The sequence below is a fragment of the Kibdelosporangium philippinense genome (genome assembly GCF_021390435.2).
GTDB lineage: Bacteria > Actinomycetota > Actinomycetes > Mycobacteriales > Pseudonocardiaceae > Kibdelosporangium > Kibdelosporangium philippinense.
The window spans coordinates 833,891-856,774 of record NZ_JAJVCN010000003.1 but is presented as its reverse complement, the minus strand read 5'-3'; the positions used below and the strand labels follow the sequence as shown (position 1 = coordinate 856,774).

The window sequence follows — 22,884 nt, the reverse complement described above, 5'->3', positions numbered from 1 at the left end:
CTTTCCTTTCCGCTCAGCGGGGATCGATGGCCCCATTGGCTGTTGCGAGAGCCGCGCGCTCGGCGGGACCACGTCGGTGCGCGCGGGAGTACTGGTAGAGCAGCTCAGCGCCGATCTCGGCGGCGAGCAACGCGGTGATGCCCGACGGATCCCACGGCGGCGAGACCTCGACAACGTCGAAGCCGACCGGGTTGAGATCGCCGATGGCGTCAAGCAGCGCAAGCACTTCCCGCGAGCTGAGGCCGCCAGGTGCCGGGGTTCCGGTGCCGGGCGCGAACGCGGGATCGGCTACGTCGATGTCGATCGACACGTACAACGGCCGATCGCCGACCACTTCGCGGATTCGCTGCGCGTTTTGCTTGGTGGCCTCGATGCCCGTGCACTCCTGCGCGGTCACGACGGTGACGCCACGCCCGCGTGGGAAGTCCAGCGAGTCCGGGCTCGGGTTGTGTCCACGGATGCCGATCTGGATCATGCTGTGCGCGTCGATCAGGCCTTCCTCAAGGCCCCAACGGAACGGTGTGCCGTGGTGATGCAGCCCGCCGTACACCGGAGGGAACGTGTCACTGTGCGCGTCGAGATGCAGCACAGCGAGTGGGCCGTGCTTGTCGTACGCCGCGCGCATACCCGGCAGTGACAACGAATGGTCACCGCCGAACATGAGGAACGCGTTGTTGCGACGCAACAGATCGGTCAGCGCCTCGGTCGCGGTGTCGATCGCGAGTTCCATCGAGAACGGGCTCAGGTCGATGTCGCCCGCGTCGACGACGTCGATCACGTCGAAGATGTTCGGGCCGCGATCAATGCCGGTTCCGTGGATCAGGCACGACTCGTGCCGGATGGCCCGCGGCGCCAGCCGCGCACCCGGCCGATAGCTTGCGCCGCCGTCGTATGGCGCGCCGATCACGACCACGTCGCGCCCGGTCGGGTCCGGCACCAGCGGCAGCCGCATGAACGTCGCCACTTGGGCGTAGCGCGGTGAGCTGGTGGTCTTGATCCGTTTCGGTTCGCTGGACTCGGTCACAGCTCGTCCTCCTCGACCACGAAGTCAAGGCAGGCGGCGGCTTCGTCCGCGGCCTTCTGTGCGGTCAGCCGGTCCGGTCCCTTGCAGTACGTGAATCCGACGCAGGAGGAGTTGTCCATCCGTTGCAGCAACTTGTCTCCTGGCTCGACGTGCAGCAGCACCTCGACGCCGGGCACTGCCTGCGCGGATTCGATGCCGTCGACGCGCTTGAGCACGCCCCGCCGGGTCGGGTAGATCATTCGTACTGCGGCGCCGCCGGAATGCGTGACGGGTTCGATCTGCGGTGTCCCGCCGAGTGCGAGGACCCACGCGTCAAGGATCGGGCTGCGTCCGGTCACGTCCGTGACAAGCATCGTCATGCAGCTCGACGGCGTGCGCGGGTTCGCCTCGATGATGCGCCAGCCGTCCTTGGTGTCGCGGGCTTCGGTGTGGCATGGCCCGCGGTCGTAGCCGATCAGCTCCAACGTGCGGCGCACCGCGTGGTAGAGCTCGGCGCGCGACTCGTCGGACAACGGGACCGGGAACGTGTGCCCGCACTCGATGTACGCGGGATCGCCGAAGAGATCCTTTGATGTTACACCGAATACGTGGGTGTGCCCGTCTACGGTCATCGTCTCGACGCTGACTTCGACACCCTCGACGTACTGCTCCAGCAACACATCGCCGGAGCGCGGCTGCCCCCGCAGGCTGTGGCGTACGGCCGACAGTTCCTCCCACGCCTTGACAAGCTGCGCCATGTCGTCCACCCGGACGACACCGTAGCTGATCGCCTCGGCAGGCGGTTTGGCGATCATCGGGAAGCCGAGCAGCTCGGCCGCCTCGTCCAGCTGGTCACGGCTCTGCACCAGGAAATGCGGGATGTTGAACGGTTTGTCGCCGAGTGCCACCCGCAGCCGGTCCTTGACGTTCGCCGTCTCGATCGCCTCGGGGTTCGGGCCTGGCAGGCCGAGCCTGCGTGCGACCTGCGCCGCGAGCACGGTGTGGTAGTCGGAGAACGAGGTCAGTCCGTCCACAAGGGACTTTCCGTTCTCGTCCGTGACGACCGCGAGCACTGCCTCCGGGTCGTTGGTGTCGACGTCGAAAACCTTGTCCACACAGGCCAACGGGTGCGCGTCCCAGTCGTGGCCGTGGGTGTACCACGAGCGGTCACCGGTCAGCAGCCACACTTCCAGCCCGCGCTCCTGGGCTTGCCGCAAGCCGAGGTAGAACGGGTGGTTGAGCATGTGCTCGACGATCGCCAGCCGCTTTCCAGCGAACTGTGGATAGTCCGCGAGGGGTGCGGTCATTTCACCACCGCCAAACTCGGGCTGGCGATCACGTCGCGCAGCACGTCATCGAAGGACACGTCGGCTGGCGGTTCGGCTTGGCCGACCACACGGTCGTGAATGGCGATCGCCATCGCGCGCTTCGCCCTCGGCACGTCGGCCGCCGCGACACCGGCGTCGAGCAACATCGAGGTCCAGACACTTGTCGTGCCGGAACCTTCGTGGATACCCAGCTTCGGCCTGCTCACGGTGGCCTCGGGCAACAGGTCGCGCATCGCTTCCCGCAACACCCACTTGTCCCGGCCGTGCCTGCGTTTGAGGCCAGGTTCCAACGCGGTCAACACGTCAAGCACCGAGCGGTCCCAGTACGGGTGGGTTGTCCAGTGCCCGGCAAGGCATCCCAACACCGGGGACATCTCGTTGAGCCCGTCGAAGGTGTTCATGTCGTCGGAGATCACGGTGTCGAGCGAGTCCAGCCGCCGGGTGGCGCGATGCATTCCGCCGAGCGGGATGTCGGCGCCGTAGCCGGTGAGGATCCGCCGCCCGGCGCCGGGCAGCAGCCGGTACATCACCACCAGCGGCAGCAGGTACTCCAGCACGTCCGCGTCGATGATCTCCGCGGCCGCGACGGCCCACGGCAGCTGACGCACGAGATCCTCGCTGCCGACCCGGAATTCCGAGTGCCGGGTGCCGATGTGGTCGGCCACTGTGCGGGCGGCTTCGAACTCGTCACCCGCGTCGGTGCCAAGCGAGATCGTCTCGACACCGCTCTGGCGGGTCAGCGCCGCGACTGAGCTTGAGTCGATCCCACCGGAGAGCACCACAGTCACCGGTCCACCGTCGAGCCTTGAGCGGACCGCTTCGTCGAGGACCGTGTAGACGCGGCGTACTGCCTCTTCCTCGGGCAGCACTATGCGGTGTTCCGGCGGGAGCCACGTGCGTATCGCCGACGCTTTGCCGGAACTGGGCACCACAGCCACGGCAGTACCGGCGCGCACTCGACGCACGCCGGTGTTGCCGGGCACCGATTCGGTGCCCGGCAAAGGTTCTGATGGTCCGCCGTGCCTGAGTGCCTTGGCCTCAGTGGCGATCGCGAGCCCGTCCTGGCCGTGCCGCACGTACAACGGCACGGTCCCGGCGTGGTCCGTGGCCGCGACGACGGTGTCGCCTTCGGTGACGACGGCGGCGAACCGACCGTCGAGCAGGCGGAGGCCGGGCGCCCCGTAGCGCAGCCAGCAGGCCAGCAGCAGTTCGGCGTCGTCGTTGACGCCGTCGGCTGACGGTCCGATGGCCACGCGCAGGGCGTCCCGGTGATACAGCTCGCCCGCCAGCACCACGGTCACCCCGTCGGCGCTGGGGATGGGCGCTGAGGCGGTCAGCGCCCATCCGCTCCAGTGCAGGCCACCCGCCGGCACGTTGATCGCCACGGCCTGGCCGGTGGCCGTCAGCGTTGGCGCGTCACCCGCCTGCGGTTCACCGGTGGTGATGCGGATCGAGAACCCGGTGATCGGGGGTCCTCCCATGTCGATTCGTTCCTTCCTCGTGCCGTGCCGACGGCTGTCCTTTTTAGACGTCCAGCGCGTCGAACCCGCCGGAGGAGAACTCGTAGGCGATCGGCACCTCGATGAGGAACGGCCGACGCAGCTCAAGACCCTTGTGCAGAGCCGAAGCCAAGCTGGTGCGGTCCTCGGCACGCACCGCCTCGACACCGTTGGCCTGCGCCAGCTGCACGAAGTCGACGTCGGCGAAACCGACCGCCGGGTTGTGCGAGCGACCGTGGCCGAGGTTCTGGTACAGCTCGATCAGGCCGTTGCGGCTGTTGTTCACCACAACCATCACGATCGGCAGGTTCAGCCGTGCGGCGGTTTCCAGGTCAGCGCTGTTGGAGTGGAACCCGCCGTCACCGGCGATCAGGAACACCGGCTCGGTCGGGCGGGCCATCTGCGCGGCCATCGCCGCGGGCAGGCCGTACCCGAAACTGGAGCAGCCAGCGGAGGTGAGGAAGCCGTACGGCTGGTCGGCCTTGGCGAACAGCACGCCATAGTGCCGGAAGTAGCCGATATCGCTGACGAACGTGCCGCCGCGCAGTGCCGAGTTCATCGTGTCGATGACCTGGTGCACCCGCATGCCGTCCGGGTACTCCTTCGGGTCGGACAGGAACTCCGCGATCCTTGCCCGCAGCGGCGCGATGTCGTGCGGCGTCTTTGCGGGCAGGCTCGCGGTCGCTTGCTCAAGGCCGGCAAGGAAGCTGACCGGGTCGACAACGACGTCGACATCCGGCCGGAACACCCGGGGGATTGGATTCGGGGTCGGCGAGACGCGTACGACCGTCTTGGGGTCGCCCTTGACCCACATGCCCGGCCGCAGGTCCTCGGCGTAGTCGTAGCCAAGGGTGATCAACAGGTCGGCCGGTCCGAAGAGCGTGTCAAGCGCGGGGAAGTCGAGAATGCCGTCCATGTAACCGCTGATCGCGCCGTAGTTCAGCGGGTGATCCGACGGCAGGACGCCCTTGGCGGTGTAAGTCGTGATCACCGGGATGTTCAAGCGCTCGACGAACTTGCGCAGCGCCGCGACCCCACCGGCCCGAATCGTCGCACTGCCGACGACCAGCACCGGGTGCTTGGCGTTCTCCAGCAACGGAACGACGCGCGCCAACTCGGCTTGCCAGTTCGGGTCAACGACTCCGCGCACGGCCGATGACGGCGCCTGGGACGCAATCGGGTTCTCCACCTTCGCGCCGAGCAGGTCCACCGGCAGGCTGAGGAAACTCGGGCCGAGCGGCTCGACCGTCGCCGCCTGTACCGCGGAGTCAACGAGGTCAACGATGTCGCCGGGACGCTCAAGCTGGGCGGCGTACTTCGTCAGCGGCTTCATCACACCGACGGTGTCGACGCACTGGTGGGTGTCGTTGGGGAAGTAGTCGTGTGATTCAGACTGTGCTGCCAGTGCGATGACCGCGCTGCGGTCAAGGGCAGAGGTGGCCACACCGGTGGAGAGGTTCGTCGCGCCGGGGCCAAGGGTGGCGAAGCAGGCCTGTGGCCGGTTGGTCAGGCGGGCCATCACGTCGGCCATCACGCCCGCGGTGAACTCGTGCCGGGTCAGCACGAAGTCAATGCCGTCGACCTCGTCGAACAGAATCGCCGCTGCCTCACGGCCAACGATTCCGAAGACGTGCTCGACGCCGTGGTCACGTAAGCGCGACAGCATCAGTTTGGCTGCGGTGGACGACATGTAAAGGCTCCTCAGCGCGGTGGGTACGCCGCGGGACAGCTCTCGCGACGCTCTACGGCGGTCGATGCCAGTCCAGTCGTTTGCCCGTCATGAAGCCACCGTGCGGTGAACGTGTGCATAGGTCGTCGCGGAGGTGCATAGGAGGCGCACTGTCCACAATGGTGCGTTGGCCACATGCCGACCAGCGCCGTGGCGTCATGCTTGCTGCGGCGCTGGTCACTATTTCCTTGTGGTTACGGAAGCTTGGTGACGTTGCCCGCACGGTCCCACCGCACGGCGTTGATCGCCCCACTGTCGCTCTGGTCCATCCCGACTGCGACACCGTTGTTGTTCAAGTCCGATGGGATCGTCCAAGCGTCGCTGGAAAGCTGCTTGAGCCTGGTGAGGGTGCCGCTGCTGTCCCACCGCGCCGGGTCAGTGCGTCCTGGCCCCGACGTGAAGCCGATGATTTCGCCGTTGTTGTTGATCGCGATAACACTCTCCACCGCGGTGAGCCGGTCGGCCAGCTTGGTGATGTTGCCAGCGCTGTCCCACTGCACGGGTCGGAACACACCCGTGGCGTCCTGCGCCGCACCGACGATGACGCCGTTGCTGTTGATGTCGTAGGCCGCGCTTTGCTTACCGGCGACCAGTGGAGGCAGTGCGGTCACGGCACCGCTGCTGTCCCACCGCACTGCTTGGTCTTCCGTGCTCTCGGGTTCAGGACCGGGACGTGTGGCTCTGCCGACGGCTATGCCGGAATCGTTCAGCGCCTCCGCCTTTGCCACGCCGTAGCCGGGCAGACTGGCCAACGTGGTGATGGCACCAGTGGTTTCCCACCGCACCGGCCCTCCGGCAGGGGAAAGACTGCCGATGATCACACCCGCGGTGTTGATGTCGAACGCGTCGCTGTGCATGCCCGCGGGGACAGGCAGCAGAGTGATCTTGCCCGCGGCGTCCCAATTCGCGGCCCGGCCTACTCCGTTGGGGTTGTGCCAGCCCACGGTCACGCCACTGCTGTTGATCGCGGCGGGCTGGGTGATATCGGAGCCCGGAAGCGTGCCGAGCCTGGTGACCGTGCCGTTGGCCGCCCAGCGCACTCCGGTCGACCCCTTGCGCCCGACGACGACTCCGCTGTCGTTGATCGCCGTCGCGACGTTGCTCGTCGCCGCTGCTTCTACTTCCGCGGATGCCGTTGTGGGTATAACTGCGGTCAACGCCAGTGCGGCGAGCGTGCTAACTACTGGTCGCACGTTGTTCCTTCCCTTGTTAATTCGTCCGAAAGACGCGGTGAACACGGCGGGACCGCGATGTCGTCCGCCGATTCGCGTGGCTGAACAGCCGGAATGAGCACGGCTGTCTTTCCACCCAGAGCCGTCATTCCGGAATGTTCAGTTGGACATCGACCGCGAAACGGTGTGCTGGATTACCGGCACCGCTCATCCGTGGCGGCAATGGCCTACCGCGGTTGTCCCGTGTGCACGCGAGGAGTAGTGAAAGATCCTCAGTCGTGATCTTACCGAGATCGGGTCGTCGCGGCCCCATCTTTCGTCGGTGTTCAGCCCTGGCTGAATACCGACGAAAGCCCCTTGTTTCCCGATAACACTTTCTATTCGCGTAACGACAGTGGGTATAAATACCGCCAGCACTCGCGCAGCCGGAACCGCCGATGAGGGCAACACAGAGTCACGGCCGTGCTGACGACCCGCGTGTGTCAGGACGTCGGCCACTCCAGTGGTAGCGACCTCGCATTCGCTACCTTCCGACACCCGGACTCGCGCGGATGGACGTGCTGACCTCAGCGACGAACTAGATCTTCGGCCGGAACTCCCTTGGGGAGTAGGGGGTCTCGCGGTTCGGCATGACCGCGCCGCAATCGGTATAACCCCAGCTCAGTGCCATGGTGCCGAAGAAACTACAAGGTGATGGGCACGAGATGGGCGGGCTCGATGATCTTCGAGGCCGGGCTGACGTCGGCGACCGTCCTGCGGAACGAAGCCATGACTTCTGGGTCGATCACGGTCTCGCCCAGTGGCCGGTTCATATCGTCGTGATGGTTGGGCAGGACGTAGCTCGGGCCATCCAACGCCTCAAGGGTGCGTTCCAGGTAGCGGAAAGTAGCGCCGCATGGCGGCACGGCGATAATCGCCACATCGGGCCGTAGTCCGGCGAGTTCACGGTCGATGCAGTTGCCCGTCCCGAGTATGAGGATGTCCGTTCCGTTCACGGACAGTAGATACGCGAGTGTGCCGCCCTCGACGAGATCTCCAATCGTCCGAGGCGGTTGTGGACGCGCAGTGAGCACACCTGGTGCGAGATAACTGTGTTCACGGTTGCGACTGTGCAGGCTGCGCAACACGCGTACTTGATATGCGCCGAAATCCAGGTACTCGCTGCCACTCACCGTGATCATTGACCGGTCCGGCACGCCCATCGCGCCGAGCAGGTGACCGTGACTCTCCGTGCCGACGATCTTGGTGCCGGGGTTCCTGCGTGACAAATAGGGCACGTCGCCGATATGGTCGAAATGGCCGTGCGTCACCAGAATGAGATCAGCTCCAGGAAGATGTTGGTCAATCAGGGGTTCGTTGATCGACAAAGGCAAGGACTCGTCGAAGGCGCCGTTGGGGAGGGTTGACGGAAACCGGGTCAGCCACGGATCGACGAGTACGCGATGCGTTCCGAACGCGAACTCCCAGCTAGATGTGCCGAACCAGCGCAGTGTCATGCCAATTGGACTGGCCTGTGCCTCACTGCTCGCGACCGAGGGGAGAACTGGGGCGCTCAAGGCAGCCGCGAGTAACGAGCCGCGGAACAGGCCACGTCGACTCACAACATCAAATTCGGCGAACATCCGGCCTCCACCAACATTTCGGCGGTTTGTGGGTGATCAATGCGCGTCGATCCTCGTGGTAAATCCGAAACGACGTAACCGGACTCGCCGATGACCGCGACTGATCACCCGGTCGTGCGACGTCAGTAAGCAATTAGCCCGAACGGCCCTAATCGGCACGGCGGAACGTCTCGTAAATTCTTTACCGGAGACAGGTTGGATCAACTGGGGGGTCACGACGTGGTAGCCGGCGGCGGTGCCAGATTGCTCAACAACGGCGAGGCCGACAAGGACATTCTCCAAATCCGGCTGAGCCAGGACGACATGGACCTGCTCAAGGCCGTCGCCGAGACGAACTCCGTTGCGGCAGCAGGCAAACGCCTGCGGATCAGCCAGCCGACCGTCCGGCGTCAGCTGGCCAGGCTGGAACACCGCATCGGTGCCGAACTGGCGATCAGGGCCGACGAACACCTCCGGCTGACCAGAGCGGGCTTGGCGGTGCTCGCCGCGGCGAGGCGGTTTCAGGCCACGCTCGCTGATGTCGTGCACCGTCTGGTCGACATGCCGTCGGGATCGCCGCAGTTGCCGCGACCGGTGTTGCGGATGGCTTTCTTCGGCCGCAACTGGGAGGACTTCGTCGACGACACGGCACGACGCCTTGAGGGTTTCGTCGTCGATGTCACGACCGCCCCTCGGGCCCAAGGCATCGACATGTTCGAACAGCACGCGGTGGACGCGGTGTACGGGTGGACCTATCCGCAGCAGCGCAGGCGTTTCAGCCGCAGAAGCGTGGCGCACGACGTGCTCAGCGACACGATGTGGGTGTCGTTGCCCGCCGGTCACCGCTGCGCCAACGACGCTGAGGTGTCACTGGAGGACCTGCGAGACGACCGGTGGATCGTCGTCGGCGACGAGCGGGCGAAGCGAGGGCTTGCCGAAATATGCGCGCCCTACGGATACAGCCCGGAAATCTCGCACGTGGTTCCGTCGCTGTCCGCGACTCGTGGCCTGTTATGGCGCGGCGAAGGGGTCGCGCTCGTCTCGCCGCTGACTTTGTTGCCGGTGGCCGGATCTGGCTTCGTCACCCGGCCGCTTCGCCACGCGCCCAAGCGCTTGCACCAGCTCGTGGTCGATCCCTTGGTGATCAACGACGGCCTGGCGAAGGTGCTGTGCAGCGCGCTGTGCACCAGCTACCAGTGGAAGGCGATGAAGCGCAACCCGCGCTGCCTGTCCAATGTGGACTTCCATGCGGCCGGGTCGATGCCGCAGGCCGAGGAGATCGGCACTGACGTTTCCGGCGCGCTGCCCGGCTTGACCAGCAGCGACAACCAGTCGAACCTGCGCCTGTGGCCGGAGGATCTGCACCTGCTCCGAGTGATCAACAACAGTGGCAGCCTGAACCGCGCGGCGCCGCAGCTGCTGATCACGCAGCCCGCGCTGACCCGCAAGGTTGGCCGGCTTGAGCGTCAGCTGGGAGCGCGGCTGCTGCGCCGTGGCCACCAGGGGACCGCGCTCACGCCGTTGGCAAGGCGGCTTCTCGCCGAGGTCAACGCGGCTCAAGTCGAGTTCGACGAACTGCTCGATGACATCAAACGGGGCCCGAGGGTGCCGGAATGTCGTGTCTCGGACTGACGTCTGCGATAGTGAGGAAGAACTGAGATGACCGACGGCTTCAACGCGGCTGTGCGCGGTGTTGTCAACCCAACCGACCGGATGGGCGGCACACTGCGGCTGGTCCGTACCGACGACTTCGACTCGTTGGATCCCGGCAACACCTACTACGCGTACACCTGGAACTTCCTCCGTTTCATCGGCCGGACACTGGTCACTTTCGACACCGTGCCAGGCAAAGCAGGGCAACGGCTCGTGCCAGACCTGGCCGAGTCGTTGGGCGAGGTGTCCGACGGCGGACGGACGTGGACATACCGGCTACGGCCCGGGCTCACCTTCGAGGACGGCAGCCCGATCACCGCGGCCGACATCAAGTACGCGATCGCCAGAAGCAACTACGGCACCGACGTTCTCGGCGCGGGCCCGACCTACTTCCGCCAACTGCTCGGCACCGACTACGGCGGCCCGTGGCGTGAGCCCACTGTGGACGGTCCGACGACGCTGGAGGTGCCCGACGAGCGCACCCTGGTCTTCCGTCTCCAGCAGCCGTTCGCCGGTCTCGACCTGCTTGCCACGATGCCAAGCACCACACCGGTGCCACGCTCGGCTGACACCGGCGCGGACTACCGCCTCCGTCCGGTATCCAGTGGGCCCTATCGGGTTTCGAGCTATGACCAGGGAAAGCTGGTCGTGCTTGAGCGCAACCCGCACTGGGATCCGGCGACGGATCCGGTGCGCAAGCAGCGCGCCGAGCGCGTCGAGGTCGTGCTTGGCGCGGAGCCGCACGAGGTGGATCGCATGCTGCTTGACGGCGAGGCGCACATCGACCTCGCCGGCTTCGGCGTGCAACCCTCCACACAGGAACGCATACTGTCCGACCCGGCCATGAAGTCCAATGCGGACAACCCGTTGACCGGGTTTACCTGGATCTACTGTATTTCCAGCAAGATCGCGCCATTCGACAACGTGCACTGCCGCCGTGCCGTGCAGTACGCCACGGACAAGGTGGCGATGCAGCTCGCGTATGGCGGATCGGTCGGCGGCGACCTCGCTACGACCATCCTGCCGCCGACGATCGACGGATACCAGCCGTTCGACCGCTATCCGGTCGGCGAGGACGGCACTGGCGACCTCGACGCGGCTCGCGCCGAACTCGCCAAAGCCGGTATGCCGCAAGGCTTCCGGACAAAGATCGCCGCACGTACCGACCGTCTCAAGGAATACCGTGCCGCCGAGGCGCTCGCCGCCGGGCTTGCCAAGGTCGGGATCGAGGCCGAAGTGGTCGGTCACCCGTCCGGTGACTACTTCGACCGGTACGGCGGCTGCCCGGCATACCTCGCCGAGAACGGGATCGGGATCATCATGTTCGGCTGGGGTGCCGATTTCCCTGACGGATATGGGTTCCTGCAGCAGATCGTCGACGGAAGGGCGATCAAGGAGCGCGGCAACCAGAACATGGGCGAGCTGGACGACCCGGAGATCAACGATCTGCTCGATCGCGGTGCGAACTGCACGGATCAGGCTGAGCGGGCGGCGATCTGGCACAAGATCGACCGGCTGACCATGGAGCACGCGGTGATCGTGCCCTATCTGTACCCGCGGTCTCTGCTGTACCGGGACCCGCACGCCACCAACGTCTACGTGACGGGGTCGTTCGGCATGTACGACTACGTCGGCATGGGCGCGAACGACTAATCCACTTAGGAGTTGACGGCGGTGAGGAAACGCTTGGCCGCGGAGACGGCCAAGCTGGCCTCGTTGCCGCCGTCTTCGACGAAGACCGCGAACGCGATATCGCCCTGCCAGCCGGTGAACCAGCTGTGGCTGCGCGGCGGGTTCTCGGTGCCGTACTCCGCTGTGCCGGTCTTGCCGGACACCGGGCCGCCCTTGACACCGTTGAGCGCCTTGGCAGATCCCGCGGTGATCACTTCACGCATCATGGTGCGCAACTTCTCCAGCGACCCCGCGTTGAGCTGTGGACCATCGGCGGCAGGCTTGGCTGGCGCGGGTTCGAGCACCAATTTGGGCTGACGCCACTGACCCGCGGCCACACCAGCAGTGGCACCCGCGATCACGATCGGGCTCACCACAGTCTTGCCCTGCCCGAAGGAAGCGGCGGCTTGGTCGACGGCACTGCCGCCAGCGGGCACGGAGCCCGCGTACATATCCGCGCCAAGGTCCCACGGTTCGCCTATGCCGAGCGGTTTCGCGGTCTTGGCCAGACCATCCGAGCCGAGCTTTGGCGCCAGTGCGACGAAAGCGGTATTGCACGAGTTCGCGAAGGCACTGCGGAAGGTGGCGTTGTCGAGGCCGCCGTTCCACGCGTTCTTGAAGCTGCGCCCTTCCACGGTCGTGGTGGCTGGGCACGGCACCTGCTGATCCAGATCCACCGCACCGGAATCAAGCAGAGTGAGCGCGCTGATCATTTTGAACGTTGACCCCGGCGGAACCTTGGCTTCCATGGCCAGGTTCTGCGCGCCAGCGCTGGGGGAGTTGGCCACACCGAGCACAGCGCCGTCGGAGATACGAACCGCGACGAGGGCAGCCTTCTTGGCTTCCGGTGCCACAGCAGCGTCCGCGGCCGTCTGCACCTTGTTGTCGATCGTGGTTCGCAGCGGCGAGCCAGGCTTGGCTTCGTTGCGGAACAACTCTTTGCCCGTGTCACCGGGCTTGTCGGCGACTGCTGAGACAGTCACCGCAGGGGCGCCCCGCAAGAGGTCGTCGTACCGCTGCTGCAGACCACCCTGCCCGACCTCATCACCTGTCACATACTTGCCAGGATTGCGGTCCAATTGGTCTTTGGTAACCGGGCCAACCGAACCAAGCAACGCGCGGGCGTACTCCCTTGTGGGCGCCAGAACCCGGGTTTCTTCCCGGAACACCGTGCCAGGAAGGTCGCGGATCTGCGCTCGTATCTGGGAATACCGCTCCTTGCGCAAGGTGATGACCGAAACGAAGGCATCCGGCTTGGCCTCGTTGATCCGCTTGGGCAGCCCGCTCGTGTCAACGCCGTCGGCAGCGAGGGCGGCCCCAAGATCCTTGGCAAGCTTGTCAGGATCGGTGACAGCACTGCGTTTGACCCCGACCACCACCACAGGCTGTGGCTTCGTAATCGCTTCGCCAGCGGCATTCATGATCGACCCGCGCTCCTGCTCGCCCTGCCTGCGCACAAGCTGGCTCCCCGGAGCGAGATCAGGGTGCACGGTGGCAGGAGTCCAATCCACCTGCCAATTACCGTCGCGCTGGGTCAATCGAACGGTCGTCGGGTACTGCCAGCGAACCCCACCACCCAGAGACCAAGTGACATTCACCGGAGCGGAGGCGTTGTCGCCGTCGACAGTGACCTTGTCGGCAGTCAACTCCGGGGTACGAGTGCCCAACCTGTCGGTCAACCGCTGATACTGCTGCTCATTGCCAGGAATCGTGCCGCCGCGCCACGCGGCCAGGAAGGCGTCCAGCGACTTGGTCGCCCCGTCGGTGTCACTCGAGCATGCTGTCAGAGCCGTGGCGGCGGTGAGCGAAATCAGCAGTCCGGTCGGCTTCCGGCGATGCCGCATAAGAATTTCTCCCCTACGCATCAGCAGTCTGTCCTGACGTAACCCGACCCTACCTACGGTGACAGGTATCGGCGAAAACGACTCACGCTTTAGGGGGAAGCCTCGTGAGTGGTTATCCGTGTTCTAACACGGATAACCACTCACGAGCAGGTGAGCCGACTGGCCTTTCGGAACCTCAGGCATGGACGCTACCGACACCGTCAACGGGTTGGAGCGGACGCGTTTGCCGCCGATCGTCGCCTGTGCCGTGATCACGGCCCGACCCTTTCGGTGCCCTGTCACCACACCGTTGCTGTCGACAGTGGCGACGGAAGGTGCTGAGCTCGTGTAGGTCACGCTCACGGGCGTGCTGGTGATGTTGTCCGCGTTCAGGGTTAGAGCGTCGCCGCTGACCGTGACCTCTGAGGCGGGCATGTTGGTTGTGCTGACGCGTTGGTTGAATCCTTTGTCGTAATGGTTTCCGGCGAAGGTGATGTCGTCGCCACCGTCGAATGTGAACAGTGGCGCTGTGCTGGATGGGGATGGCGCGTCTGTGGCGAGTTTCGCGGTGCTTCCGGCGTACAACGGCCGATCTGGGCCGGTCAGGTGGAGGCCGGAGTAGTGGTTGATCCGGTTGTCACGGAAGGTCAGATCGCCGACGCTGCGGCCTCCGATCACCGTTCCGGAGATGAGGTTGAAGTCGTTGTCTTCGATCCGCACGTTCCGGTGTACCGGTTGTCCAGGCACGACTTCCTGGTTGGTTGGGTCGAAGAAGATCACCGGGCTCGCCGGGCGGTCGAAGACGTTGCCGCGGATGACGACATCCTGGACCGGGCCGGACTCGTACCAGGAGCGGGCGTCCGACGAGATGTAGATGCTGGCCATGGTCATGCCGTCGAAGTGGTTGTCCTCGATCAGCACGGGTTTGCGTGTGGTGACAAGGATTCCGCGGGTGGGCACCGCCGTGAAGGTGTTGTTCTTGATCACGACCGACGGCGTATAGGTGACGTTCTCCGCAGCGAAGTCGCCCGGAGCCGCGATGACCGCATCAGGCAACGGACGGTCGACCACCACGGTCATGGTGCGTAGATAAGTCGCGGGATCGACGCCCGGTGGCACGCTCCGCCCGGTGGGACCGTCCACCGACACGACGGTTGCCGTCGCACCGGGCAACGTAAGCATTGTGCGGCTGCTGACGAGCTCGATCACGTCGCCGGGATAGAACTGCGGGAATCCCGAGGTCTGGTTGTGCATGTACTCCAGCCGCAACTGTTTGCCCTCCGCGCCCGTCACTTTCAGATACGTGCCGTGGACGTTGATCGGGTCGTCCTGCGGGTTGTCGAACACGCAGTTGGTGATGCGCACAGTTCCTTTGACGCCGGACATCTGGATGTGGTCGGCGAAGCCGGAGGTGATGCGACCGGTCTTCCGGTCGGTCTTGAAGACGACCGAGTCGACCGTGATGTCCTCGCTGAACTGGCCGACCATCCCGAAGCCGTGCAGATAGCCGAGCCGCATGTGGTCGACGGAAATCCTGGCCGATTCCCAGAACAGGGCCGCCGCGGTGTCCCGGGTGTCTTCCCGCATCACGTAGACGTAGCCGTTGTCCGTCGGCGGGACACCGTTGCTGTAGACGATCTCCAGCTTGCGGTTGCCGAGGTCGGTGATCTCGGCGACGTTCTTGAAGACCTGGTTCGAGATGCGCCGGGCCTTGTTCGACACCGGGTCGTACACCTGCGCGTAGTTGAACGAGTTCGTCCCGGTCCAGTACGGCTGCCCGGTCACCGGGCTGCGCTCGCCATTCCAGCGCACTGAGGTGCCCTCGATGGCATACGGATAGGTCGGCGGCACGGAGATGACGCGGTAGGCGCGCCCGTCCCGGACGCCGGTTTCGGCCACCGTGATGTCGACCGTCTTCGGGGCGACCCAGTCCTGCTTGAAGTTGGTGAACCGCACGTCGGTCGAGCGAATCGCCGCGAACACGGTCTGGAACCCGTGATTCATGATGGTCGAGCCGCCGCCGTCCACGACGACATCACGCATGTCCTCGACCAGGATGCCGATGCTCTTGGTCTTCAACGCCTGGTCGGCGCCGATCGTGTTGCTGATGTAGAGCTCCCGCTTGGGGGCGCGCTCCGGGTAGATCTGGTACGTGCCAGGGGCGAAGTGCACGGTCGTCGGCCGGTTGAGACGCTTCGCGTGCGCGACGGCCGCGGCGATCCCAGCCGCCGAGTCCTTCCTGCCGGTGCGGTCCGCGCCGAAATCCGTGACCTCGACGACCGTCCGTCGACTGTTGTCGACCTGGACCATAGCTCCGATGTCTGACGTCGACTCGGTGGCGACCGCCGAGGGTGTGAAGTGCAGTGACACAACACTGCAACCTGCGATAACGGCTGCAAATGCCCGGATTCGGCGGGAGGTGTGGGCGGACGACGGATGCATGGACTTCATCGCGTCCCTTCTCAGAACGGAGCTCGCATCCGATGTATGCGCGCGAAGGCAACATAGAACAGGGATGATCAGAAGGACAAGAGAAGCCACAGGGCATGGATCTGTCACTCGTCCTCGGTCGCGAGTTTCACCGACTGGTCCACCGTGAGTTTCGTGCCAGCGTGGAAGATCGCCGCGTACGTGTCCTGCCCGAGCACCTCCTGCGCCTGCTTTTCGGCCGCACGGTGGTAGTTCTGCAGGAGCTCCGCGCCGAACAGTGGCACCCCGATCTTCTGCCACAGCGGCTGCGCCGCACCCAGCAGCCAGGCAGCCCGCTCGTGCCGGGCTTGCTGTGCGGCGCCCCAGCCGAGCACGTCAAGGCAGTGCGCGATGCCTTGGATGTCGCCGAGTTCGTGTTTCATCCGCAGGCTGGCCATGATCATCTCGACGCTGTCGGAGTAGTCGCCGACCAGCCAGAATGCGAGGCCCTTGATGTACAGGGCCCAGCCTCGGCACCATCGCTCGTCGTTGTCACCGTTGATCAGGAGGGATTCATCGCACGCGGCGAGGGCTCGATCGAGATGGCCGTTGAGGACAAGGCACAAGCCCAGCTGAAACGTGATGATCACCAGACCGGGACGGTCGCCAAGGGTTCGCAGCCGGGTCAGTGCGTCCTCGTACAGCACGAGGCTACGCGCGGAATCACCTTGAAACATGGCGAGGCCACCAAGGTATTGGATGGCATAGGCGACGGCGGAATCGTCGCCAATCTGTTCCGCGATCGCCCTGGATTCCGCGAACAACGGTTCGCCTGCCGGGTGCTCGCCCTGAGCGATCGCGAACCAGCCGGTCAGCCACAGTGCCCGCGCCCGGATCGGCGTTGGTTCAGGCAGAAGTCCCAGTCCTCGATCGAACCAGTAACGCCCCTCTGACAGCCGTGCGGAGCACAGCCAATATCCCCACAATGTGGTCGCCATAGTGAGTCCGGCCATCGCCTCACCTGGTTCACTGAAGCAGAAATCCATGGCCATCCGCAGATTCGGGCGTTCGGCATTCAGCAACTGAGTCCACGCAACCTGTGCCGAGCCAAGCCATTCCGCGTCGAACCGTTGTGCCATGGCCGAATAGAACTCGCAATGCTGCCGACGGAGTTCCACTTCTTCGCCGAGTGTGGCCATTCGTTCGCGGCCGTACTCGCGGATGGTGTCCAACAGGCGATATCGCGTTCCCACACTGGTTTCCACCCGGACGACAACTGACTTGTCCACCAAGTCGGCCAGGTGTTCGAGAATTTGACGAGCTGCCAGTTTTCCGTTCGCGCAGATCTGCCGCGCGGCGGGCACGTCGAAATCGGCTGGGAACACCGCCAATCGGGCCCACAGCAGCTGCTCCTCAGGCGTGCAGAGCTCATAGCTCCAATCGATCGCGGTACGCAGCGTCTGCTGCCTGTGCGGCGCCGTACGTCGATTCCTGGTGAGCAACCGGAACCGGTCATCGAGCAGTGACACCATCTGATCGAGCGAAAACACCCGCAGCCGCACTACCGCGAGCTCGATAGCGAGCGGAATGCCATCGAGCCGACGGCACACCGCGGCGACGACTGCCCAATTCTCTTCGGTCACCGCGAACTCCGGCAGCACCACGGCTGCCCGATCGGCGAACAATGTCAACGCGTCGTAGCGGCCAAAGGGCTCACCACCCTGGGGGACCGGCATTGGCCTGATCGAGAGGATGCGTTCGCCGGTCGAATCAAGCGGCTGGCGACTGGTGATCAGCACATCCACAGCGGTGGTCGTCCGCAGCAGAACATCGACAAGCGTCGCGCACGGGTCGATGATGTGTTCGCAGGTGTCCAGGACGAGCAGAACTCGTTTGGTTTTCAGATAATCGGCAAGGACGTCGATCGCCGGACGAGCCGTCTGCCCCGGCAATCCCATGGCGGCCGCCAGCGTGTAGGTCAACAACTGCGGGTCCCGCAACCCGGACAGTTCCACCAGATAGACACCATCGGGATAGGAATTGCGCAGTTCCGCCGCCACACGCAACGCGATCCTTGTCTTTCCCACGCCGCCGGGACCGGTGAGAGTTACCAGGCGGGACTCCGACAACAACCGCTTGATCTCGGCGACCTCCGCCGTACGACCGACGAAACTCGTCAGCTCAACCGGAAGACTGCGCCTCTCGCCGGTCATCACGACTTCGTTTTCGGGGCTGGGCTGGTCAGGCAGCCTGATCCAGGCTGTGGTGTGTGTTTCCTTTACGGCAACCCAGACCCGTTGATACGTGGCTGGATTGCTCGCCGGGTCGTGCCGGATGACCTCTTCGAAGAACCACTCCGAGGCGATCAACGCGATAACGCCTGGCGAGGCCGCAAGGGCCGACTTCACCGCGGCGGCGTCCAGCAACCGGAAAGCGAGATTGATCGCCGTACCGACCACTCCGTGCGTGTCGTGATGCACCTCGCCCGCATGGACCGCGACCCGCAGCCGAATACGAACGACCTCGGTACATCCCCGGTTGTGCCGCCGCAACGCGGCGCTCAACTGGTCGGGCAATCGTGCCGCCACAAGGTGTTTTGGTACGCCCGGAAAGATCAGGACAAGCACACCGTCGCCGCGGTCTTCCCGATAGCAGTCTTCCCAGCGAATCCCGGCGGCGTCGAATGCCTCGCGCAGCACTCGATAAAGCCCTTCGCGGATCGCGACCTGGACCGGATTCGTCCGGCGCCGCGCTCCGAACCCTTCGACGTCGGCAACGAAGATCGTCCGGTGTACCGCGGGCGGGAATGCGTCCATCTCATCTGGCTACACACATTCCGCGCGATCGGCTGATTTTTCCGGCGATTTACAACTGATCCGGTGGTGCCGTCAGTGAGTGGACAACTGACGGCAACCGGCGCGCCATCTCGAACTCAAGCGGTCACTGTCCACGGCTGGCGGGGTCGACGCGGGCGTACGTGAGCAGGTCGACCATGGTGAAGGTCGAGGCGTTGCGGCGGGGCAGCGTCGGTGTCCAGTTCGGCTGCGCTGACAGGTACGACGTGGTGTCCAGTTGCAGCAGGCCGAAGAAGACCTCGCCGCAGATCCGGGCGCCGACGCCGGTCAGTGTGATGCCGTCGCCGAGGTATTTGCCTTCCTTGAGGATGTAGTACCAGAGCGGGGTGCTGGCATCGAGGTTGTTACCCAGTGGCCGCAGCTCGGGGAAGATCTCCCTGGTCAGAATCGGAATCCGCATCGCCTCGGCGATCGCCTGCCCGGACGGCAGCGACCACGTCAGGTGCCGCAGCAGGTTGCGCTGCGGCAGTGAGGTCGGCGGGTCGCCGCTCGCGATCGCCTGCAGCGGCAGGTTGAACAGCGGCGTCGAGATCATCGTGTCGATCCGCTTGTTCGGCCGGACGTGCTGGGTCTGGTTTCCGCCGAAGTCGAAGAACGTCTCGAAGCCGATGAACCGGCGCCGCGCCCTCGCCCGGCCACGAAGGTCGACCGGGTCGGCCTGGCCCTGCCCGCGTGGGTCGAAGATGAACCCGAAGAACGCGGGCGCGCCAGTGGCTGGGTTGCCGCTGGGGTCGCCGTTGCGGTTGGCCCGGTACGACGGCCGGACCATGCTGTGCCCGAACCGGTACACCGCGCCCTGGAACTCCACTGGCATGAAGAACTGCCCTGGTGCCGGGCGGTAGAACTGGCGGCCGTGGCGCTGGATGTCCGTGGTCAGGCCGTGCCCGATGATCTGTGGCAGGAACTCGTGCACGATGATCCACTGGTAGTGCCATGTGACGATCTGCTTGGCGCGGGCGAAAACCTGGTCGGCCGGCACGCCCTGGGAGCGCACCAGGTCGACCACCCGGTTGTGGAACTTCAGGAACGCCGCGTGGATGCCTGCGATGATCAGGTTCTCGTCGTTGCGCGGGTCGGCGATGATCGCCACGTTGTCCGAGCGCCGGGGCAGGTCCTCGAACATGCCGCCGGATTCGAGGCGGAACTTGACCCGGTCGGAGGGTTCGTACAGTTCGGGGTTCACATTGGGCCCGCCGCCGTACACGGAATCCAGTGACAGCGTCGGAATACGGGTGTTCGGCGATGTCTCCGGTGGGGTCGGCACGCCGAGGCGGGAGTTGTTGTCGAACGTGAAATCGTGGTCGATGAATTGGCCCAAGAATGTTGTTCCGGCCGTGTGGAATGGGTTGTCGACATTGTTGGGGGATAGTTCTGGATTGGTGATGAGCCGGACCGGGCCTTCGTTCAACGGGTCCTTCGCGTCCATGATGCCGCCTGGCCTGCCCAGCTCCCGCAGGGCTTCCTGGACTTGCTGGGTCGCTGGTGCGAAGGGCGGTAAGTTGTTGAACAGTCTGCCGAAGAAACGTGGGTTCGTCGGTGGCGCGGTTTGCGCGGTCGCTGTTCCCGGCAATGCGGTGAACGCGGCGCCAGCCGTGACACCGCCAATGAAACCTCGTCGACTCAACTGTGCAGGGTTAGTATTATTGTCGATCGTACTCATACGAGAATTGTCCTGTTTTCGGACATGGCAGCCCATGACGAAGAACTCTTACGACAAGTTTGTCAATCCTCGGACGTCAGCCCACGTTGACCACCCGTGCCCATGCGGGCGGGGTGTCCGGCTTGTAGTGGGGATTGTCTTCGCGTGATCGAGGCCGTCGGGGAAACAGGCCGACGACCGTCCGGCAGGGCGGTCGTGAAGCAGGCCAGGGTGTCTCGCCGTCGGTCAGTGCGACGATCACGTCGGGACGCGGATTGGTACGCACGGCCTTGGCGAAACCGGCGCGCAAATCCGTACCACCACCACCTATCAGCGGGATCCCTTCGGCACGGCACAGCGGATCTGTGATGTGGGCTGCGGCGTCGCAGGACAACACTGAGACGAGGTCACGACGTCCGCCCACAGCGTGCACGATCGCGGCGATTTCGAGGATCGCGCTGCCCAGTTCGGTGTCGCTCACGGACGCGGACGTGTCGACGATGACGAAAACCCGAGGCGGCCTGCGCCGCAGGCTCGGCATGACGACCCCAGGCACACCGGCTGACCTGCGCGAAGGTCGGCCGTAGGTGTAGTCCTCACCCACACCGGCGGCGGAAACGGCCGAACGAACCGCCGCTCCCAACAACTCCCGCCACGGCTGTGGCGGATGGAACGCCTTTTCCGCCCAGCGTTGCCAGCCCTTCGGGACGCTTCCTGGACGTCCTTTGATGCCCTGCGCGACCCGGAACCGGACGGCATCTCGTTCCTGCGCCGTCAGCCTGTGCGTGTCGTCGGCGCCTAGGTCCCACTCCCGCTCCAGCCCGTCGGCGCCGCTGCCGCAGTCCAGCCAGGAGAACGCATTGGTGCGCGCCCCGAGCCGGAACTGGCTCAGGTACTCCTCCATCAGCAGCCCCTCGTCCAACCCGAGCACAGACGGTTTGACGGCGTCCTCAGGGCATGCCAATCCGTCGCCGAAGACGTCGTCGTTGATTTCGCAGTCCGCGGCGATGTTCATCCGCAGTCGCTCGCCCGGCCCGGTCAGTTCGTGTTTGACCGCGAACCGGTCGCTGCGCCCATGGTGGTCGCGGAGCAGGTGGGAGACCTCGTGCACCCAGACCCCGGCGAGTTCCTCCAACGGGGTGCAGTCAACGAACGCCGGTGAGACGTAGCAGCGCCAGTGCTGGTCGACAGCCATCGTCGGCACTCGCTGCGATTCCACCACGTGCAAAGCGAACAACGCCGTCGCCAGATATGGCCGACTGCGGACCGCGTGCAAGCGGGCGGCGTACAACTTTTCCTCGTCCATCATCGGCGGGCCAGGTCCGCTCGCTGTGACAGCGACACCGTGCCAGCCAGCTGCTCGATTGCCGCTGGAACCTGCCAATCCTCGCGGCGCAGCGTGGCGAGCGTGGTCGCCGGTACGACCACCAGGTCCGGCGCGCCGGTTTCCAAGGCCAGAATCAGCAGCGACCACGCTGCGTTCCACCGGGATTCTGAGGGCCGCTTGCGCACGGCGGCCACAACGCCGTCGAGCACTGCCTGGCGCAGGTCGCCGCGCTCGGGCAGGACGGCGGCCGCCGGATTCGCGAGTAGGTCCTCAGGATCAGGCAGGTCCATCCGATCAAGGCTGGCAAGCAATTCCAAACCCGGTCCGTCTCCCACCGCTCCTCGCACCAGCATTGACAGCACGTCCCGGGAAGTGCCTGCGGCAGTGGCGAAAGCGATCAGCCGCAGTGCCATGTCCCAGCTGCGTGGTGAGGGCCAAGCGCCGCCGCGGCGCGCTTCGTTCTTCGGCAGTTGGTGCACGAGCGCGGGACGAGCGGCCAGGAGTTCGCACACCGCCCGGCGGGCGAACGCCACAGCGTCGTGCAACCGATCGGAGTCCAGCTGTGGCAGTGCAGCCCTCGGCCACGTCCCGTTCAGTCCACGCACCACGACCTCGTGGTCATATGTCCACTGTAGATGGACGAACCGGTTGGCCAATGGCGGGCTCAGTTCCCAGCCGTCGGCGGCGGAGGAACGTGGATTGGCGGCGGCCACAATCCGTACTCCTGGCGGAAGCCGCAGTGCGCCCACCCGGCGCTCAAGCACCACGCGCAGCAGTGCGGCCTGGACGGCTGGCGGCGCTGTGGACAGTTCGTCAAGGAACAGCAGGCCTTCACCGGACCGGACCAGGCGTACGGCCCAGTCTGGCGGCGCCATCGGAACGCCTTGTGTCGCGGGATCATCGCCGACCACCGGAAGGCCGGAGAAGTCGGATGGCTCGTGCACGCTGGCGATCACCGTGGTCAACGGCAGCGCTAGGGCGTCGGCAAGCTGGTTGAGGGCAGCGGTTTTGCCGATCCCCGGCTCGCCCCACAGCAGCACTGGCAGATCGGCGGACACGGCCAGTGTCAAGGCTTCGAGTTGGATGTCGGCACGTGCTTCGGTGGTTGTGTTGTGCAGCAGGGCAAGCAGATCGGCGGCGACGTCAAGCGGCCGAACGGAAAAAGACATATGTCA

The 22,884-nt window shown here is 65.1% G+C and carries 14 protein-coding genes; 2 read left to right on the top strand and 12 right to left on the bottom strand.

Annotation, left to right across the window (positions count from 1 at the left end):
* Positions 1–13: 13 nt before the first annotated feature.
* The 6 genes from speB to LWC34_RS35870 form a co-directional block, all read right to left on the bottom strand.
* Positions 14–1,024, bottom strand: a complete 1,011-nt coding sequence (gene speB, locus LWC34_RS35895; protein WP_233729694.1) for an agmatinase — start codon at positions 1,022–1,024, stop codon at positions 14–16.
* Positions 1,021–2,310 carry an ATP-grasp domain-containing protein gene (locus LWC34_RS35890; RefSeq protein ID WP_233729693.1) on the bottom strand — a complete coding sequence of 430 codons (1,290 nt, stop codon included), beginning with the start codon at positions 2,308–2,310 and terminating at the stop codon, positions 1,021–1,023. Before LWC34_RS35890 ends, speB begins: the two co-directional genes overlap by 4 nt.
* Entirely contained in the window at positions 2,307–3,812 is a 1,506-nt protein-coding gene (locus tag LWC34_RS35885) for an asparagine synthase-related protein (RefSeq protein WP_233729692.1), read from the bottom strand. Before LWC34_RS35885 ends, LWC34_RS35890 begins: the two co-directional genes overlap by 4 nt.
* A 43-nt stretch (positions 3,813–3,855) precedes the next feature.
* Positions 3,856–5,520 carry a thiamine pyrophosphate-binding protein gene (locus LWC34_RS35880; protein WP_233729691.1) on the bottom strand — a complete coding sequence of 555 codons (1,665 nt, stop codon included), beginning with the start codon at positions 5,518–5,520 and terminating at the stop codon, positions 3,856–3,858.
* A gap of 233 nt (positions 5,521–5,753) precedes the next feature.
* On the bottom strand, positions 5,754–6,752 hold the full coding sequence (locus tag LWC34_RS35875) for a hypothetical protein (RefSeq protein ID WP_233729690.1): 999 nt from the start codon (positions 6,750–6,752) through the stop codon (positions 5,754–5,756).
* 662 nt (positions 6,753–7,414) lie between these two features.
* Entirely contained in the window at positions 7,415–8,227 is an 813-nt protein-coding gene (locus tag LWC34_RS35870) for an MBL fold metallo-hydrolase (protein ID WP_233729689.1), read from the bottom strand.
* Positions 8,228–8,572: 345 nt separating this feature from the next.
* Here LWC34_RS35870 and LWC34_RS35865 point away from each other — a divergent pair, with 345 nt between their 5' ends.
* Together LWC34_RS35865 and LWC34_RS35860 are read left to right on the top strand one after the other, a co-directional pair.
* Complete coding sequence (locus tag LWC34_RS35865; protein ID WP_233729688.1) at positions 8,573–9,964, top strand: LysR family transcriptional regulator; 1,392 nt, start codon at positions 8,573–8,575, stop codon at positions 9,962–9,964.
* Positions 9,965–9,991: 27 nt separating this feature from the next.
* The gene (locus tag LWC34_RS35860; RefSeq protein ID WP_233729687.1) at positions 9,992–11,638 is read left to right on the top strand and encodes an ABC transporter substrate-binding protein; all 1,647 of its coding nucleotides are present in this window, start codon (positions 9,992–9,994) and stop codon (positions 11,636–11,638) included.
* A 5-nt stretch (positions 11,639–11,643) separates the two neighbouring features.
* Here LWC34_RS35860 and LWC34_RS35855 read toward each other — a convergent pair whose 3' ends face one another.
* The 6 genes from LWC34_RS35855 to LWC34_RS35830 all read right to left on the bottom strand — a co-directional run bounded on the left by LWC34_RS35855 (position 11,644) and on the right by LWC34_RS35830 (position 22,878).
* The gene (locus LWC34_RS35855) at positions 11,644–13,500 is read right to left on the bottom strand and encodes a penicillin-binding transpeptidase domain-containing protein (protein WP_233729686.1); all 1,857 of its coding nucleotides are present in this window, start codon (positions 13,498–13,500) and stop codon (positions 11,644–11,646) included.
* A 123-nt stretch (positions 13,501–13,623) separates the two neighbouring features.
* A complete protein-coding gene (locus LWC34_RS35850) occupies positions 13,624–15,849 on the bottom strand; it encodes an alpha-1,3-galactosidase-related protein (RefSeq protein WP_233729685.1) in 2,226 nt (741 codons plus the stop codon).
* Positions 15,850–16,034: 185 nt separating this feature from the next.
* Complete coding sequence (locus LWC34_RS35845) at positions 16,035–18,704, bottom strand: ATP-binding protein (RefSeq protein WP_233729684.1); 2,670 nt, start codon at positions 18,702–18,704, stop codon at positions 16,035–16,037.
* Between the two features lie 124 nt (positions 18,705–18,828).
* Positions 18,829–20,367, bottom strand: a complete 1,539-nt coding sequence (locus tag LWC34_RS35840; protein ID WP_233729683.1) for a peroxidase family protein — start codon at positions 20,365–20,367, stop codon at positions 18,829–18,831.
* A gap of 112 nt (positions 20,368–20,479) precedes the next feature.
* Positions 20,480–21,688 (bottom strand): vWA domain-containing protein, encoded by a 1,209-nt coding sequence (locus LWC34_RS35835; protein WP_233729682.1) that lies wholly within the window; start codon positions 21,686–21,688, stop codon positions 20,480–20,482.
* Entirely contained in the window at positions 21,688–22,878 is a 1,191-nt protein-coding gene (locus tag LWC34_RS35830) for an AAA family ATPase (RefSeq protein WP_233729681.1), read from the bottom strand. The genes LWC34_RS35835 and LWC34_RS35830 overlap by 1 nt, the downstream gene beginning before the upstream one ends.
* Between the last annotated feature and the right edge of the window lie 6 nt (positions 22,879–22,884).

Coding starts and splice junctions, on each gene's coding strand:
- LWC34_RS35890 (WP_233729693.1), bottom strand. CDS start 2,310: ATGACCGCACCCCTCGCGGACTATCCACAGTTCGCTGGAAAGCGGCTG.
- LWC34_RS35870 (WP_233729689.1), bottom strand. CDS start 8,227: ATGACACTGCGCTGGTTCGGCACATCTAGCTGGGAGTTCGCGTTCGGA.
- LWC34_RS35885 (WP_233729692.1), bottom strand. CDS start 3,812: ATGGGAGGACCCCCGATCACCGGGTTCTCGATCCGCATCACCACCGGT.
- LWC34_RS35845 (WP_233729684.1), bottom strand. CDS start 18,704: ATGGACGCATTCCCGCCCGCGGTACACCGGACGATCTTCGTTGCCGAC.
- LWC34_RS35880 (WP_233729691.1), bottom strand. CDS start 5,520: ATGTCGTCCACCGCAGCCAAACTGATGCTGTCGCGCTTACGTGACCAC.
- LWC34_RS35830 (WP_233729681.1), bottom strand. CDS start 22,878: ATGTCTTTTTCCGTTCGGCCGCTTGACGTCGCCGCCGATCTGCTTGCC.
- LWC34_RS35855 (WP_233729686.1), bottom strand. CDS start 13,500: ATGCGGCATCGCCGGAAGCCGACCGGACTGCTGATTTCGCTCACCGCC.
- LWC34_RS35835 (WP_233729682.1), bottom strand. CDS start 21,688: ATGGACGAGGAAAAGTTGTACGCCGCCCGCTTGCACGCGGTCCGCAGT.
- LWC34_RS35860 (WP_233729687.1), top strand. CDS start 9,992: ATGACCGACGGCTTCAACGCGGCTGTGCGCGGTGTTGTCAACCCAACC.